This window comes from Shewanella sp. SG44-2, assembly GCF_014164215.1.
Classification (GTDB): Bacteria; Pseudomonadota; Gammaproteobacteria; order Enterobacterales; family Shewanellaceae; genus Shewanella; species Shewanella frigidimarina.
The window spans coordinates 66,128-83,049 of sequence record NZ_JACJEU010000017.1; the positions used below are offsets into that span (position 1 = coordinate 66,128).

Genomic DNA, 16,922 nt, shown 5'->3' on the forward strand with positions numbered 1-16,922 from the left:
TAATAACGCGCCAGTATATTTAATACCAGCACAAGACCACGTTGATACCCTAAATGATATCAACGACATTCTAAACAAAAGCCATGCTATGAGCGAGCAAACATCGTAGATAAATGGAATAAATCAATAAATCCGCTTCAATGCGCCTGAATTGGATAATTATCTTGCTTGAGGAAACAGCAACAACGATATGCTGAGCATTTTATAAAACGCTTAGAAAAGGATTAACGCGTTTACTTGAAAGGTTAACGATATTAATAGCGTTAAGCCAAATTATGACGGTTCCTGGTAACCACCAATAAATACTGCGACCAACGTAATGGTCAGAAAAACCTGACAGCACAGCAGTAATAATAAAATTAGTGACGGCATAAAACTATTCCTTGTTAATCCATACAGCTAGGAGCATTAGGTATAGTGATGTTAACAATCAAAAGCGCAAAAACAGTGCAGATTTAGTGGAGTTTTGCCGAAACTAAAGCAGATCAGTAATACACATTAATCGCCAGCTACTAAGCTTACCCATTTTATTAGGATGCTTATTAAACGGCTTTAAAACGTAAAAATAGACTTACCAATAAAATGCAGCATTACTCTACCTTATAACCCACACCGTAAATGGAGTGCAGCAACTCCTTTTGTTGGCTGGCTTGGGTTAACTTATGACGTAGATTCTTCACATGACTGTCAATGGTACGCGAACTAACAATACGATCGTCGACATAACACACCTGCATGAGGCTATCTCGAGAGTGCACTACGCCTGGCCGTTTTAGCAGCGTATGCAGTAGTCTAAATTCAACTGGGGTTAATTCTACGTCTTGTTGGTCAACCTGACATTTAAAGCGTTCGATATTGATTTGTAGATGCTTATAACGAATAACCTGCTCGCTTTGACTGCCGTGAGTATTTTCGACTCGCCTTAAAATCGTTTTTACCCGAGCAACAACTTCCCTAGCCGAAAATGGCTTACACACATAATCGTCTGCGCCGATATCTAAGCCCATTAAACGGTCAATTTCATCTACCCGCGCCGTTAACATTAATACTGGCAACATTGAAAATTGCCTCAACTCACGACAAATCGTCAATCCGTCTTTATAGGGCAACATCAAATCTAGAATCATAAAATCAATTTGTTGAGCCTTAATCGTTTCAATCACATCACGACCGTCGTGTTGTACCAAGGTGTTAAAACCTTCTAGGGTTAAAAAGTCGACTAAGATCTGCGCTATTTTAGGCTCGTCTTCCACCACTAATATGGTCAATGGTTGTTGATGAACATGTCCACTCATAGTCATTCCCTGTGCATAGGTAATTGTACTTCAATACAAAGCCCACCCAATGGTGATGGGATGGCCTTAATGGTGCCATCATGCGCTTCGACAATATTCTTACAGATGGTTAAACCAAGACCAGCACCACTACCACGACGTGTGCGGGCACTGTCTTGACGGTATAATGGCTCAAACAAGTGTTCACACTCTTCAATGCTGGCACTGGGCTTAGTATCATTGATGGTTAATATTACTGTTTTAGCTTGTTGTGATAATCTTACATCGATTACCCCAGGACTGTCTGTGTAAGCCATAGAATTCATTAGCAAATTAATAAATAGCTGTTCAAGACGAAGTACATCGGCAGATAAATACACCTCAGGCTGGAACTGACTTTGTAGTGTTAGGCCTTTCTCTTCTAGGCTGGTAGCCATACTATTAAGCGTGCTCTGTAATGACTCACTGACGTTCACTCGTTGGAAATGATAACGTAAACCACCAACATCAGATAAAGACAGTTCATACAAATCATCGACTAAGTGCTTCATACGCAGCACTTCTTGTTCAAGCGAGTTAAGCTGAGTGCTATCGAACGTTCTGATCCCTGCTTTAATCGCATCAATCTCACCACATAAAATACTCAATGGCGTGCGCAGTTCATGAGAAATATCAGCTAACCAACGATTTTTAGCACTGCGGTTTTTCGATAGCGTCATGGCGAGATGATCAATATTGGCCATTAATTGTCCCAACTCATCTGCACGCTGAGGTGATAAACGTTCATCATAATTACCTTGAGATAAATACGATACACCCAGCATAACTTGTTTGACTGGGATCAGTAGAAAACGTGATAACCACCAAGCAATTGCACTTGCAAGCAGTAAACACAATAAACCGATCCCGACACTGGTCCAACGTTGTTGCTGAGAAAATGCGGTAGCTGAAGAAGATTCAACTTCACGAATAGGACTACTGTATAAATAGCCCACAATATGGTCATTGAATAACAAGGTTAAGCTAATCCGATTATCCACATTGCCAATATCAACGCCGCTAATAAACTGTTGTTCAGCAGAATATAACCCCGTCGGTGGACCAGAAGGTGGTGAAAATGGTGGCCGTTGCCTTGGAGGACCTAAACGTCGATCAGGTCCCATTGGAGGCCGATTATCACCTGCAGGTCTTGGCGGTCTTGCCCCGTCGCCGGGTCTATTTCTTTTTGGAAATGGAGCGTGAAGCGAAATGGCTTGTGTTAATGTTGCTTGATTAATCGATTGCCACACTCGTGTAGATTGTTGATCTGTCATTACTGATGGAGCGGTTTGCGCTTCAGGACTAGCCGCATAAAGTGTCAACAGCTCATCCGATAAATGCTGTAAACGCTCTTGTTCTAATCCGTTGATATAGTCTAAAAAACCTTGGTCAAAACTCCACCTCGCTAACGATAACGTGGCGATAAGTACAATACTGGTAAGGCCAACGAAGGCCAAGAAAAGCTTTTGAGATATTTGCATAAAATACATTATAACCAGCTATATAAGCACAAACTAGTCGCGATAAATAACTGATAAAAATCTCCTCCAATTCTGCACAATTACTCCACATTGTTAGGTTATATTGACTTTAGTTACCTAACCAAGGAGTGTCACTATGACCCTGAAGCCAATCTATATTGGTGTACTTAGCTTTATGTTATTAGCATCTTTCGCTGCTAATGCTAATCCACATGATAGAAAACCACCTAAAGAAGCTGTTGAAGCCTGTGCTAACAGTGCTGAAAATGATCAGGTTAGTTTTGACACTCCGCGTGGCGACACCCTTGAAGCAACTTGCCAAATTATCGATGGCGAGCTTGTTGCTGTACCTGCTAATGGTCCTGATGATATGAAACAACCACCAAAACAACGTAATTAACAATCCTATGTTGCTAGGTAGTTTCATCAAAAATTGATTACAGAGAATACCAAAGGAGTATATATGCAAGTGACTAGTGGTAATACTGCGATGCAAATGACATCGACAGAGAGCACACAAAGACCTCCACGTCCTGATGGACCACCGCCACCAAAAGGCGGAGTCCCACCAGGGTTAGATACTGCGGTATCGACATTGTCTGATGATCAACAGCAATTAACCACAGACATGTTGTCATCATTAACCGACGAGCAGCAAGAGTCTTTGAAATCTATGTTAGATGAATTAAAACCACTAACGGAAGGTTTATCTGACGAGGACATCGGCAGTATTTTCTTTGAGGCATTGAGCAGTATTTATAATGGTGATGATACCGAAACGGCCAACGGTAATTCAACATCTGTGAACGTAGACATTTACGCTTAATACAGTACTCAAAATGGCAATGGTGATATTAAAGCAGCTTACATATTGTGTAAGCTGCCTTTTTGCTTACTTTACTTTAATCTCATTGGCTATGTTATTGTTGTTACGGAACATCGGTAAAAACTCATTAAGCTCGTCTGGCAATCGCGGTTTGCTGTACAAATACCCTTGAACCAAATCACAACCATTGAGCCGCAGAAAATCTGCTTGATCGACGGTTTCAACACCTTCAGCAATAATCTGCAAATTCAATGCATGTCCCAATGCAATAACCGCTTTCGCAATCGCTGTATTATTCACATCATGAGGAATATCACGGACAAAAGATTGATCGATTTTCAACTTATCAATCGGTAACTTTTTGAGATAATTGAGAGATGAGTACCCTGTACCAAAATCGTCAATACTCAAAGCAATGCCCATGGCGCCAAGCAATTTCAAATCACGAATAATCGCGTCTGGATCATTCATCATGCAAGACTCGGTGACTTCTAATTCCAAATGTTTGGCTGGTAATCCGGTTTCCAATAAAATCGAGCGCACTTTATCGACAAAATCATTTCTTTGCAGCTGTAAGCTAGCCACATTGACCGAAATACGTTCAAACATTTTACCTTGAGTTAGCCATTCCACCCCTTGTAAACAAGCGGCCTTTAAAACCCATAAACCAATATCCCAAATCAAACCAATCTTCTCTGCTAATGGAATAAACTCTGCAGGAGAGATATTGCCGTAGACAGGATCTGACCAACGAATTAACGCTTCAAAGCCACTTGGTGATAAATCAGACAGTTTCAACTTAGGCTGATAAACGAGATAAAAATCTTCATTAACCAATGCTTGATGTAATGCATTTTGCAGCTTTAATTGTGCTACAGCTTGCTTGGTCATCGACTCGGTATAAAAGGCATAATTATTTCGCCCATCTAACTTGGCACGATGCATAGCCGCGTCGGCATTTCGTAATAAGCTGTCGTGATCATCACCATCACTTGGGTATATCGCCACTCCCATGCTGGCGGTAAGACGCACTGATTGGGTATTATCCAATATAAATGGGCGTTCAAATACACTGCGAATACGGTCAACCGATGACGTTACAGAATCAGTTCCCATTATGCTCGGCAACATGACCACAAACTCATCACCACTTAAACGTGCTAATACGTCAAAATCAGATAAAGCGTAAGATAAGCGTTTAGCCAATTCAACGAGAATTTCGTCGCCAATAACATGGCCTAAACTGTCGTTAATGTGCTTAAAGAAATCGATATCTAAGAACACAATAGCCAGCTGCTTTTTAGCCCGATGAGAGTGGTTCACCTCTTGCTCTAACAGTGACATAAATTGCATCCGATTAGGCAATTGTGTCAACGGATCAAAATAAGCTAAATTTTTCAGTTTTTCTTCATTTTGTTTTTGCGCTGAAATATCAGCAAAAACAGCAACATAATACTGAATAATATTGAGCTTATCGAATACTGCACTGATGGTTATCGCTTGCGGAAAAATAGCACCATGCTTACGACGATTCCAAATTTCACCGTGCCACTTCCCCTGAACTAATAAGGTATTCCACAATCGTTCAAAAAAACTTTTAGGATGGCGTCCTGAACTCAGCATTCTAGGATTTTGGCCTATAACCTCTTCGCGGCTGTAACCAGTAATGTCGGTAAATGCTTGGTTAATCTCGGTAATATTGCCATTACTATCGGTTATCACTACCCCTTCGACTGCATTTTGAAACACATTGGCAGCTAAAATGAGTTGATCCTGCGCTTCTTTGTGTTTGGCAATGTTACGTGTCATACCTATAACCCCGGTCAATTGACCTTGGGTATTATAAATGGGCGCTTTGATGGTTTCGAGCCAGACTTTATTAAAATTGACATCAACTTCTTCACATTCAGACACCACTACAGTCGAACCGTTACTGATGGCTAATTTATCACTCGCAATAAATTCATTTGCGGTGCGCGGATCAAAAAGGTCAAAGTCAGTTTTGCCAACAATTTGTTCTGTAGATTTACGCCAAGCTCGTTCAACACTTTTATTACAAGCAACATAGTGGCCGTTAGCATCTTTAACCCACATATGCTCTTCAAAGGCATCAATAAATGACTGTAAATCAACATCGAGCGACACAGGCTCAGAGGCATTGGAATCAATGGTTAAGGAGTTTATATAATAACGAATGGCATTACTTAACATATCCGCAATGCGTGTTTGCATTGCCGACAAGGGTTGAAATAATCCTTGTTCAGACGGTGCGTTAGCTTTGTCGCTAAAAGTGATCACACCGATGATATGACCTTTTGATGAACGAATTGGCTGATGATAAACAGTAAAGTGTTGGTCTATCTTTTTGACACTATGAGCGTCTGCCGCTTTAAGATGTTGTAACAAGCTCTCTTGATGCTGTCGCTGAGTATTATCATCAATACCCTGGCTTGTACAAATAGCTTCAATACTGTTTTCAGCATTGATCTGGTAAAACATAATGGTAAGACGAAACTCGGCAGAAATATCATTTATTTCTAGCTGCCATTCTCTTAGTTGCACTTGAGAAATAGCTTTTTTAAGCATATTAATATCCTGAATAATGTTTTATTGAGCATGTGAAACGAGTCGTACTACAAGTGTATGAAGCTTAGTTCTGTCACGAGTAATGTTATGAATATAAGTGCCGAGTTGAACTATACATCAGAACCTACCCTATACGCTGTGATTTAACAACCAAATGCAATCGATTCGAGCGATTAATACTATTAGTTAACTATAGTTACCCGATTAATACCAATCCTATTAAATATGTGATCTTTCAGCGGGAGTTCAAAGTGCTATAGGCAAGGCAGATGATTGAAGCGAATAGTGATTCTCGGTAACAAGCTCCTGCATTACTCTACCTCCAGCATCCATGCCGTCGTATTTTGAAAGCATCTAACGAAGCATAAAGTACTTTGAAACCCGCCAGAATGGAGTCTCTCAGGTATTCCACTTCTGTGTTGCATCGATTTAAAAGGGAATAACCATTTCTACATCAATGCGCCTTGAATTAAAAAACCTGAGAGACTCTGAACTGATCAGATATTTAAAGAGATTGGTATGACACTTCATATTCAATCATAACCTATCAAAACCAATAAAAAAGGAGCCAAAAGGCTCCTTAATATAATGTCACTGTAAATGATGATAAACGCATGAATACTAGCTATTTTTTAGTGCAGCGATGCGCTTCTCTAGTGGCGGATGGCTCATCATTAACTCAGCCATTGAACGTTTACCATTAATACCAAAGGCTGACATTTGCGCTGGCATTGCACCGGATTCAGGGCCTTGACGTAATCGTTCTAATGCGGCAATCATTTTATTTTTGCCTGCTAAACGTGCCGCGCCTTCATCAGCTTTAAACTCACGAATACGTGAAAAGTAAGCCACTATCATTGATGCCAAAATACCAAATAACATATCAAGCACAAATACTACGGCCATGTACGCGAACATACCTAGGCCTTCACCTTCTTCATCATTACTGGAAACAAAATTGTTAATAATACCAGCAACAACGCGTGCAGCAAAAATAACAAAGGTATTCACCACACCTTGGATTAAGGTTAATGTCACCATGTCACCGTTTGCCACGTGGCTCACTTCATGGGCAAGTACGCCTTCAATCTCATCTTGGGTCATGCCGTAAAGCAAACCAGAACTCACAGCAACAAGGGCATTATTTTTACTTGGACCGGTTGCAAATGCGTTCATTTCTGGCGACTGGTATATAGCCACTTCTGGCATCTTAATACCAGACTTTTCAGCTTGGCGTGCAACCGTTTCGACTAACCAACGTTCCATACTGTCACGTGGTTGAGTGATAACTTCACAACCCATGGTTTTCTTAGCCATCCATTTTGAAATGGCTAAACTGATAAACGAGCCACCAAAACCAAAAATGGCAGCAAATACTAACAGTCCACCCATCGTTGAGGTATTAACCCCAAGAATAGACATTACAATTGAGGCAACCAGTAAGATGGCAAAGTTGGTTGCAATCAACAAAAATATACGCTTCATTAAAGCTCCTGTATGGCAAAAGTGCCGATTTACGATTGTTACTATAGACATAATATGTCCATAAAATGAAAATTCAAGCTTAGTTATATTAAAAAAGATTTATGACTCTTTTATAGCTAGATAAAACATCGTCTTGAAATTCACGCGAGCAGATTCTAGGGAGGATTGATTAATTGAAACTGAAAAATAGACTACAAAAACAAACTCAGTGTCGGCAATGATTAATCTTTGATAAACTGTCAAAAACTAAAACCAAAAAGGACTTTTTATGCCCATTAATGCATTAATGTTGAGCGCCTCACGGGTCGGTAATTCGACATATCTAAGCCATACCGTTGAGCTTATTCGTCCACTCACTCAGCCAGGACAACAATGGTTGTTTATTCCTTATGCTGGCGTCAGTGTAAGTTATGATGAGTATTTAACAAAAGTACAAACAGCGCTTGAACCTCTGCCAATTACCATTAGTAGCATTCATCAGTTTGCAGACCCAAAACAAGCCATTCTAGATGCTGCAGGTATTTTTGTTGGTGGCGGCAATACATTCCAATTGCTCAACGAATTGTATCGCTACGACTTACTGCACTTAATTCGTGAAAAAGTAGAAAATGGCATGCCGTATGTGGGCTGGAGTGCGGGATCAAACATTACTGGTGCCAGCATTCGTACCACCAATGATATGCCAATTGTCGAGCCGCCCTCTTTTACCGCATTGGGTATATTGCCATTCCAATTAAATCCGCATTACACCAACTACCAAATGCCAGGCCATAATGGTGAAACTCGTGCGCAACGGCTGTTAGAATTTACCATGGTCGATCCACTGACACCGGTGATAGGAATCCAAGAAGGCAGCGCTCTATGGCGCCAAGGCGATAAATTACACCTTATTGGTAATGAGACGGCTTATTTATTCCATGGTAAACAACAAGAAGTTGAACTTACCGCTAACACCGACTTGTCACACTACCTTTAGTCAGCTTACCTGCTCTTAACCTATTACGTTTGCTGATAATCGGTTTTGATCAAAACCATTGGGCTTACTCTATAAGCCCAATGGTGCATATTGATAAGCTACTCGCCATCGTATTGATTTCGCTCACTGGGAATATCCGTTGAGTATTCAACAAACTCAACTTCAAATCCGCTTGGGTCAATAAAGTAACGGCTTTTATAAAAAGGATCATGTCCGCCTATAATCGCCACCTCAAAACCCACTTGTGACAATCTAGCAACTAATGCATCAATATTGTCCACAACGTAAGCGAAATGTGCCAAACCCAATGCATTGCTTTTAAGATCGCGCACCTCGCCACTACCAGAATCATTTAACGATAAATAATGATAATCATCACCAAAGTGAAGCCATTTCCGCGGCGTACCATGCCAAACAGACTCGCCACCACCACGCACTCGCCAGTGTGGAAAGACCGCTTTATAAAATACTAATGATTCATCTAAGTCATTAACTACTAAATTTAAATGTTCTAATCGCATCACTTATCTCCTTATGGTTAATGCAACACAGCTTAATACCTCAAGCTAACTTGAGGTAAAGTATTATTTTTGCCAAAATGATAAAAAAAATCGGAGGTTGAATGTCAATAGATGTAGAACTAAGTGTTGGCCAAGTCGCCAAACGTTGTGGAATAAACATCTCTGCGATTCACTTTTATGAGCAAAAAGGTCTCATCAGCGGTTGGCGCAATAATGGTAATCAACGTCGTTATACACGAGACGTTATCAGGCGAATATCGCTCATCAAAGCTGCGCAACAATTAGGGATATCGTTGGATGATATCAAGCATGCTTTTGCTGCTTTACCCAATGAACGAACAGCGACTAAAGAAGACTGGGCAGAATTATCAAATGTTTGGAATAAATCACTTACGCTGCGGATAGCCCAGATGCAAAAATTGAAAGATTCGCTCGAAGGTTGCATCGGTTGTGGTTGTTTATCGATGAAAAACTGTCCACTGTATAATCCAAACGATATTCTTGTAGAACAAGGCCCTGGTCCAGTGCTTTTGAATAAATGATAAATACAAAAAAGCCTAGTTTAATAACAAACTAGGCCTAGCAATTAGCTAAATTAGGGGGAGATAAACGATTAGGTAGAGAATATGGCTTAAATGCTGTTAACACCTAAGCCACTAATCGTATTAGACTCACAATAAAGGCTTAACTAAGCGTTTTGGTAGTCACAATATCTATTTTACGAGGTTTCATAGCTTCTGGAATTTCACGTACTAAATCAATATTTAATAAGCCGTGTTCTAATTCCGCACCGACGACCCGCACATAATCCGCTAATTGAAAACTACGTTCAAAACCACGCTCAGCAATCCCTTGATGCAAATATTTGCGTTCATCACTGTTAGCAGTCTTATTACCTTTTACTAATAGCTTTTCACCTTCACTCATAATATCGAGTTCTGGCATAGAAAAACCCGCTACCGCCATGGTGATCCGATAACGATTTTCGCCTAAAAGCTCAATATTATATGGAGGATAACCACTGTTGCTATTGTTAGCTGCTGCATGTTCAGCAAGTTGTGCTAAACGATCAAAACCAATTGCACTACGGTAAAGAGGTGTTAAATCTGGAGAAATATTAAAATTACGCATGTTCATACCCTTGTCTAAAGCAATATGTAAAAAATAACCACTGTATGTTTGTGGTGTTTGGTTTTCACAGCCCTTACGGCACTGTGGTAGACAGTTAACTGAAACCTCAATCGAGCATTTCATTATTCATTCCTGCTACAGAATTAGATATATGGACCACCGGCGCTATATCAAGTGCAGTGGATATAAATGTTTGCTACTAATAATCGAAAATAAAAAATAGACTTTATAATCAATAGGTAAAATAATAATTAATTTATACCATAATGAATAAGTTGGTGTTCATTTCACAATGATGACTTTTGTCACTAGTAATTCTGCTTGAAAACGTCACAATAATAGACAATAAATAAAAACAATTAAGGACGCATTATGAACCCACCAACATTGGCATTATTAATTCCTATTCTGGCCATTTTAGGCAGCTTTATTGTCACTATAATGAAGCTCAAGCAACAGCAATCACATACGACGGCAGAACAAGCAACTAACAATAAAGCACTGCATGATGAAATTAACGCCCTGCGTCAACGAATTGAAGTACTTGAACGTGTTGTTACCGACGATGCTTATGATCTAAAGCAAAAAATAAATAACGCATAATCAAGTGCTCTACATAACAAAGCCACCGTAATTGGTGGCTTTGTGGTTTAAAGGCATTAAACCCATAATATGAAAAGTAAGAATATAAACTACTTACTAACGGCAATTGACCGACGGAAAAGCGCAAGGCTGAAAGCAAAAAAGATAGCCCCTAGACCAATGATATTGAGTAATTCTGGCCACACTATGCTGATATCAGCACCCCGAAAAACAACGGCCTGAGAAAAAGCCATAAAGTGCCGCGAAGGGAAAAGCCATGTAAATGGTTGAATAATAGCTGGCTGGCTCTCAATCGGAGTGATCCCACCAGAGAGTAACATCATGGGTATTATCACTATCATCAACAGTAGTGCAAATTGTGCCATCGTACGGGCAATTGTACCGAGAAAAATACCGATGGCTGCTGCTGCAAATAAATAAATGGTCGTTCCGCCAAGTAGTAACCATCGAGATCCTGCAATGGGTACATCTAACAAGGTCTCAACCATAAAGAACAATGATAACGAGAAAGCTACTAAAACAATTAATCCGTTAGCCCATACCTTCGACATGATAATTTGAAACGAAGTCAGTGGCATAACAAGCAAGTGCTCAATGGTACCATGTTCACGCTCACGCAATAACGCAGCGCCAGTCAGTATAATGGCCAGCAAGGTTACGTTATCGAGCAGTGCACCAATCGAACTAAACCAGGTCATTGTGCCATTTGGGTTAAAGGCTCGACGTTGAACTAAAGCCACTGGATAGGTTGTTGTTTCGTTTGAACGATTAACAAAAAAATTCACCTCGTTAGTTATGATATTTTGAATATAGTGGTTACCTAGACTCGCTTGAGTCACTGCGGTAGCATCAACATCTATCTGTACACTCGGCAAGCGCCCATCACGAACATCGGCTTCAAACCTTGGTGGAATGGAGACCACAAACATGAAACGATCTTGATCCATAACTTGGTCAATCTCAGTAGCAGAGATTTGCTCTGCTAGGTTAAAATAAGGCGGATAAAAAGCATTGGCAATGCTACGAGAAAGCGTAGAGTGGTCTTCATCGACAATGGCAATCGAAGCGTTATTAACCGACTCGCTGATGGCTGTTGATCGTGAATAAATCTGGGCGCTGAATAGGAAAATAATTAGCATGACCATAACAACGTCACCAAGAACGCTGCGTAACTCTTTAGTACCGAGCCAAAAAATGTTACTCCAGGTTTTCATCAATTATGCCTCTTGTTTTGTCAAACATACTGCAGCCAAAACGACAAAGAGCGGACCATAAATGGATAGCATCATTAAATCCCCTGCTAGGGCAAAGAAATCCAATCCTTTGGTAAATGCAGCGACACTCAAATGCATGTAATAGGTTGCGGGCCACGCCATACCGATAAGATATCCCCCGCCTTCTAACGTTGATGTTGGCTGAACTAACCCGGAGAAAAGTGCTGTGGGTAATAAAGACACAATTGTAGTCGCAAAAACAGCGGTAACCTGTGTCTTAGTTAACGCGGAAACAATTAACCCAATACCCGTTGAAGCGCAAACGTAAAAGAAAGCTCCCACAGTTAAGCCCAGCAGGCTACCTTTTAGCGGTACTTGTAGCAAAAATACCACTAAGAATGTCAGAATAAAAAAGTTAGCCATGCCAATGCCAATATAAGGCAGCTGTTTGCCTATCAGAAATTCAAGTTTGTTTGTTGGTGTGACGTAAAAGTTGGTGATAGTGCCAACCTCCTTCTCACGCGAGATACTCACCGCCATCAAGATTGCGGGGAAAAAGAGCAACAGCAAGGCAGGCGTTTTCGGCCCAATCGAAAATATGCTCTCAAATGATGGGTTATAACGATATCGAGACTTTAGATCTACTTTATATAGAGCTCTTGCGTTGATACCTGCATTTGTTGCTAACTCGGTAAGATAGCGTATATGGCCACCAGTGACATATCCTTCTATAGTGCTTGCTCTGGTGGTATTAGCACCATCAATCCAAGCAGAAATACTAGGAGTTTGGCCCGTTTTTAAATCACGGCCAAAGCCCGGAGGGATCTCTATCGCTAAGGTTATATCGTTAGACTTAAGACGCCATTCAAGTTCATCTTTACTTTGCAGTTCTGGTCTCTCAATAAAATAGTGTGACCCTTGAAAGTTACTTAAATATTGGCGGCTCTCTGGAGTACGATCCAGATCCAGCGCGGCAAAAGTGAGATCCTCTATATCTAGCGATATACCGTAAGCAATAACAATTAATAAGATCACACTGCCAAAAAAGGCAAATGCCAAACGTATCCTGTCACGCATTACCGCCATCATTTCGAGATAGCTGTATGCCAATAACCTATTCAAGCTAAAATAGTGGCGTTTTAAAGTGGTTGAAGGTGAACTTATTAACGTTGATGAATCATCTGGCTGCACAGAAGCCAAATCGGTTGATTCTTCGGCAGTCGTTCCAATGGCATCTTTCAGGTAATTGATAAATGCTTCCTCGAGCGAGGCTGCACCTTTGGCTTCTACTAGATGTTGCGGTTCATCATAAACAAGTACTTCACCAGCGTGCATGAGCGAAATGCGATCGCAACGTAAAGCCTCATTCATAAAATGGGTAGAAATAAATATGGTCACTTTATCTCGACGTGACAATTCAACAAGCAGCTCCCAAAATTCGTCACGAGCGACAGGATCAACACCTGAAGTAGGCTCGTCAAGAATGAGCATTTCGGGCTCATGGATCACCGCAACCGCGAGCGAAAGCCGCTGACGGATGCCAAGTGGCAGCGATGAAGCTAGATCATCTATTTGTTTGCGCAGACCAAAACGGTCAACCAGCGTATTTATCCGCTCTGTTGTTTTTGACGGTGACAGATGAAATAAGCGAGCATGCAAGGTTAAATTCTGCATCACCGTTAGTTCGCCATACAGCGAAAAAGCTTGTGACATAAATCCGACACGCTTGCGCATTTCTAGATTGTTCGCATCAACTAACTTTCCGAATAAAAAAGCCTCACCTTCAGAAGCTGGCAGCAAACCCGTCAGCATTTTCATTGTGGTGGTCTTGCCACAACCATTAGAACCGAGAAAACCAAAAATCTCGCCAGCTTGAATTTCAAAACTAACGTCGTTCACAGCGGTAAAATCACCGAAGCGTCGAGTCAACCCTTTCGCTATGATAGCAGGTGTGCCAGCAGTCTTTTCAAATGGAGGGATAATAAGCTCTTTACCACTTCCCCGCTTCCCTTCCGGTAGTAAGCGCACAAATGTCTTTTCTAAATTACTGGTGTTGGTTTTGGCTTTTAGCTCTGCTGGAGTACCTGTGTCCAAAACATGTCCAGCATCTATTGCAACCAGCCAGTCAAAGTCTTCTGCTTCGTCCATGTACGCAGTGGACACAATCACACTCATGCTGGGTCTTTCGCTGCGAATAGCGTTGATTAGTTGCCAAAATTGTCGCCTTGACAATGGGTCGACACCAGTCGTCGGCTCATCCAATATCAACAAATCAGGATCATGTATAAGCGAACAGCAGAGCCCTAGTTTTTGTTTCATGCCACCAGATAACTTGCCCGCAGGCCTTGATAGAAAAGAGTGAAGCCCTGTTGCTTTAGTCAAACGATCGATTCGAGCTTTACGCTCAGAGGCTCCCTGACCAAATAACTTTCCAAAGAAATCTAGGTTTTCGGCAACACTAAGCTCGCTATAAAGGTTTTTACCCAGACCTTGGGGCATGTAGGCAATCCGAGGGCCAACTTCGGAGCGGTGGCGGGCCGAAGCCATGTCACCGCCAAGCACCTCAAGACTGCCATGCTGTAACTTGCGAACGCCCGAAATAAGGGCCAATAGCGTCGACTTACCAACACCATCAGGACCGAGTAAGCCAACCATCATCCCAGATGGAATGGTCAATGACACATCTTCGATAGCATTCACTTTCTTATAGGTATGCGTAACACCCTTAATGCAGACGATAGGATAATTTTGTTGGTCCATGGTACTGCACCCACATTAGTTATTATTGACTGAAACGGGTTCGGCTTGCGGTGGTAATTTCTGAAGAAAATCCGGCCACGGAGCAGGCTTTTCTCCGGATGTTGTTGTCAGACGAATGTAAGCAACCCCGCGAATCCCTGTCTTTACATCATCAATATGGCTCTGGACTAAATTTTGCGGTATTCGTACTTTGGCACGAAACATGAGTTTTTCGCGTTCACTGAGTGTTTCAACTTGCTTTGGTGTGAATTGGGATTCCGGTGACACAAAACTGACAGACGCTGGAATAGCGAAATCTAAGATATCCAGCTTAATTCGAGCCTCTGCACCGATAGCAATGCTATTAGCCTGAGCTGACGGAAGAAAGACCTCCATATAGACATCGGCGAGGTTCACAACGGTTAGCACTTTACCGCCACTTCCTAGCACTTCACCGGGTTCGGCAAGTCGATAAATAACTCTGCCAATAACCGGTGATTTGAGAACACAATCGTCGATTTGAGTCTGGATCTCTGTAGTGCTAGCCTTCACAGCATCGACCATACGTTCTCGGTATACTAGTCCAGCTTTAGCAGCCTCAAGGGCGGCTTTGGCAACGGCTACCTGACTTACTCGTGTATCGTAGGTTTCCTTACTGATGTGATTATTTTTTACCAACTCGCGTGCCCGATGCAACTCTTGTTCAGCCAGTAATTGTTCCGCCTTTGCCTGCTCTATGGCTGCCAAAGCGGATGCGACTTGGCTTTCTGCACTGGCAACGTTTGCTTCTGCACCGATTAACTGAGCTCGCAGTTGATCTGTATTGATTTTTGCGACAACCTGTTCTGCCTGAACAAGATCGCCCTCCTGCGCCATGATTGTATCGACGCGACCTGCAATTTTTGTTGATATATCAACCTGTACAGCTTCAATCCTTCCGTTACCGGAGGCGAAACCAGCACCCAATGGTTGTGCTTGAAAATACTGCCATACAGCCCAAGACCCAGCGATGACAATTATTAAAACGCCTCCATATATTGCTTTCTTAATAGTGTTATTCATTGTCTAAAAGTCCTTCTTTATTTAACAATAAGTATCGTTTCAAAACTGGAGATTGGCATTGCATGATGCTTAAACCAAAGGCCTTTAACTATTTCAAACTGATGTACGATCAACTATGGTTATTACATGCCTATTTAATGTTTTCATTGGTACTGTTAAGCATTAAATCATCGGCTAGGCAGCCTAGATATGCATAAGCGTGTCATATATAAAATGAACAGATATAACAGCCTTGCAAAATTGATCTAGCATCGCATAAACGGAAAATTCATCTGGGCGATGGTGGCAAAATGTTCTATTGTAATCGTTAAATTCGGATATCATTTGTTGATATGTTTATTCTTCTCGCATAATCCCTAAGTCGTTATTGAATGGCTCAATGCTTCACTCTGAACAACGCCTAATTCAACCAAAATAATAAATAAGATCGAGAACTTAAATTTATTTTGTAACAACAAACTGAAGTAAACTTTGATCTATGCCTCATTATTGGCTAATAAGTCGGTGATATTGAACAAATATTAAACCCATCAAATCGTACCGTTATCTTCAACTTAATTAATCAATTTTGCTCATTAATATGTCAAATACCAATAATTGAAAACTTAGCTATATCTTCACATTGTCAATTTTATAAACATTGCCTAAGTTACGGACACAAAAAGCCCGCTATATCATAGCGAGCTGTTTCGGGACTCTTTTAAGTCAATTAGGCACCTGAAAATGACCTACTTCGCATGGGCATATCGCCCACACAAGCATTATGCTCATATTAACCAAACCGTAATTTCAACAAATTACAGACGTAAAAAAGCCCACTACATAATAGCGGGCTGTTTCACGACTCTTGTAAGTCAATTATACCATTTACATTAAATAATTGGTCAATTTTGTCCACCGTCTAGAACATAGTTGAATCACCCTTTCCGGCTCTGCAATAAATCGATTCCATGCAATGGAACACTGCTCAACAATATCGTCATAT

Annotated in this window: 14 protein-coding genes and 1 pseudogene; 5 read left to right on the forward strand and 10 right to left on the reverse strand. The window is 41.1% G+C overall.

Annotated features, from left to right (window positions below):
- Positions 1-590: 590 nt before the first annotated feature.
- Together H5181_RS13435 and H5181_RS13440 are read right to left on the reverse strand one after the other, a co-directional pair.
- Positions 591-1,295 carry a response regulator gene (locus H5181_RS13435; protein ID WP_011637042.1) on the reverse strand — a complete coding sequence of 235 codons (705 nt, stop codon included), beginning with the start codon at positions 1,293-1,295 and terminating at the stop codon, positions 591-593.
- A 2-nt stretch (positions 1,296-1,297) separates the two neighbouring features.
- Positions 1,298-2,794, reverse strand: coding sequence for an ATP-binding protein (locus tag H5181_RS13440; protein WP_182751283.1), 1,497 nt, complete (start codon positions 2,792-2,794; stop codon positions 1,298-1,300).
- Positions 2,795-2,930: 136 nt separating this feature from the next.
- Here H5181_RS13440 and H5181_RS13445 point away from each other — a divergent pair, with 136 nt between their 5' ends.
- A complete protein-coding gene (locus H5181_RS13445; protein ID WP_182751284.1) occupies positions 2,931-3,194 on the forward strand; it encodes a hypothetical protein in 264 nt (87 codons plus the stop codon).
- Positions 3,195-3,257: 63 nt separating this feature from the next.
- Positions 3,258-3,620: a hypothetical protein gene (locus H5181_RS13450; RefSeq protein ID WP_102037205.1), complete on the forward strand. Its 363-nt coding sequence runs from the start codon at positions 3,258-3,260 to the stop codon at positions 3,618-3,620.
- Positions 3,621-3,686: 66 nt separating this feature from the next.
- Here the strand turns inward: H5181_RS13450 and H5181_RS13455 are convergent, their stop codons facing one another.
- Both H5181_RS13455 and htpX read right to left on the reverse strand, forming a co-directional pair.
- A complete protein-coding gene (locus H5181_RS13455; protein ID WP_182751285.1) occupies positions 3,687-6,206 on the reverse strand; it encodes a bifunctional diguanylate cyclase/phosphodiesterase in 2,520 nt (839 codons plus the stop codon).
- 621 nt (positions 6,207-6,827) lie between these two features.
- A complete protein-coding gene (gene htpX / locus H5181_RS13460; protein ID WP_059746198.1) occupies positions 6,828-7,691 on the reverse strand; it encodes a protease HtpX in 864 nt (287 codons plus the stop codon).
- Between the two features lie 268 nt (positions 7,692-7,959).
- On the opposite strand from htpX, the gene pepE reads away from it, so the two are divergent.
- A complete protein-coding gene (gene pepE / locus H5181_RS13465; RefSeq protein WP_102037785.1) occupies positions 7,960-8,667 on the forward strand; it encodes a dipeptidase PepE in 708 nt (235 codons plus the stop codon).
- A gap of 98 nt (positions 8,668-8,765) precedes the next feature.
- Here pepE and H5181_RS13470 read toward each other — a convergent pair whose 3' ends face one another.
- Entirely contained in the window at positions 8,766-9,188 is a 423-nt protein-coding gene (locus H5181_RS13470; protein WP_182751286.1) for a VOC family protein, read from the reverse strand.
- Between the two features lie 101 nt (positions 9,189-9,289).
- On the opposite strand from H5181_RS13470, the gene soxR reads away from it, so the two are divergent.
- Positions 9,290-9,730 carry a redox-sensitive transcriptional activator SoxR gene (gene soxR, locus H5181_RS13475; protein ID WP_123884498.1) on the forward strand — a complete coding sequence of 147 codons (441 nt, stop codon included), beginning with the start codon at positions 9,290-9,292 and terminating at the stop codon, positions 9,728-9,730.
- A gap of 142 nt (positions 9,731-9,872) precedes the next feature.
- Here soxR and H5181_RS13480 read toward each other — a convergent pair whose 3' ends face one another.
- Positions 9,873-10,319 (reverse strand): Hsp20 family protein, encoded by a 447-nt coding sequence (locus H5181_RS13480; RefSeq protein ID WP_011637033.1) that lies wholly within the window; start codon positions 10,317-10,319, stop codon positions 9,873-9,875.
- A gap of 372 nt (positions 10,320-10,691) precedes the next feature.
- On the opposite strand from H5181_RS13480, the gene H5181_RS13485 reads away from it, so the two are divergent.
- Positions 10,692-10,922: a hypothetical protein gene (locus H5181_RS13485; RefSeq protein ID WP_182751287.1), complete on the forward strand. Its 231-nt coding sequence runs from the start codon at positions 10,692-10,694 to the stop codon at positions 10,920-10,922.
- Positions 10,923-11,011: 89 nt separating this feature from the next.
- Here the strand turns inward: H5181_RS13485 and H5181_RS13490 are convergent, their stop codons facing one another.
- The 4 genes and pseudogenes from H5181_RS13490 to H5181_RS13505 form a co-directional block, all read right to left on the reverse strand.
- Positions 11,012-12,136 carry an ABC transporter permease gene (locus H5181_RS13490; RefSeq protein WP_123884497.1) on the reverse strand — a complete coding sequence of 375 codons (1,125 nt, stop codon included), beginning with the start codon at positions 12,134-12,136 and terminating at the stop codon, positions 11,012-11,014.
- A gap of 3 nt (positions 12,137-12,139) precedes the next feature.
- The gene (gene rbbA, locus H5181_RS13495) at positions 12,140-14,896 is read right to left on the reverse strand and encodes a ribosome-associated ATPase/putative transporter RbbA (protein ID WP_182751288.1); all 2,757 of its coding nucleotides are present in this window, start codon (positions 14,894-14,896) and stop codon (positions 12,140-12,142) included.
- A 15-nt stretch (positions 14,897-14,911) separates the two neighbouring features.
- Positions 14,912-15,937 carry an HlyD family secretion protein gene (locus H5181_RS13500; protein ID WP_182751289.1) on the reverse strand — a complete coding sequence of 342 codons (1,026 nt, stop codon included), beginning with the start codon at positions 15,935-15,937 and terminating at the stop codon, positions 14,912-14,914.
- Between the two features lie 867 nt (positions 15,938-16,804).
- A pseudogene (locus H5181_RS13505) lies at positions 16,805-16,922 on the reverse strand (IS630 family transposase); the annotation flags it as partial.